Origin of the sequence: Streptomyces sp. NRRL S-495 (genome assembly GCF_000966955.1) — a bacterium.
GTDB classification, from domain to species: domain Bacteria; phylum Actinomycetota; class Actinomycetes; order Streptomycetales; family Streptomycetaceae; genus Kitasatospora; species Kitasatospora purpeofusca.
In genome coordinates this window covers 1-443 of record NZ_JZWY01001084.1, presented here as the reverse complement: position 1 = coordinate 443, position 443 = coordinate 1, and the positions used below count along the sequence as shown (strand labels likewise).

General features: G+C 80.1%; 1 protein-coding gene. It reads left to right on the top strand.

The features are described from left to right. Positions 1-73: 73 nt before the first annotated feature. Positions 74-443, top strand: a 370-nt coding sequence (locus VR45_RS39190; RefSeq protein ID WP_045944737.1) for an AMP-binding protein, incomplete at its 3' end; no start/stop codon positions are given.

Here is a 443-nt window from a genome sequence, read left to right as displayed (position 1 = left end):
GCCCCCCTCCCTCCCGCCCACCGTCGCACGGCGCCCCGGCCCACCGCCGGGGCGCCCGGAAGGCTGACCTCCGATGACTCCCTCCCGCTCCACCGCCGGTCCCGCCGCCGCCGCTCCGACCGCCGGTCCCGCCACCGTCCCGGCGCTGGTCGCCCGGCAGGCCGCCGAGCGCCCCGAGGCGCTCGCCTTCACCGACGGCACCACCGCCCTGACCTACCGCGAACTCGTCGCCAACGCCCGGCGGTTGGCCGCCGATCTGACCGCCCGCGGGGTCACCCCCGGCAGCGCCGTCGGCGTGCTCTGCGCCCGTGGCAGCCGGATCGCCGTCGCCCACCTCGCCGTCTGGTGGGCCGGCGGCCATGTGCTGCCGCTCGACCCGGCGTACCCGGCCGCGCGCCTCACCGCGATGCTCGACGACGCCGCCGTCCGGCTCACCCTCGGCG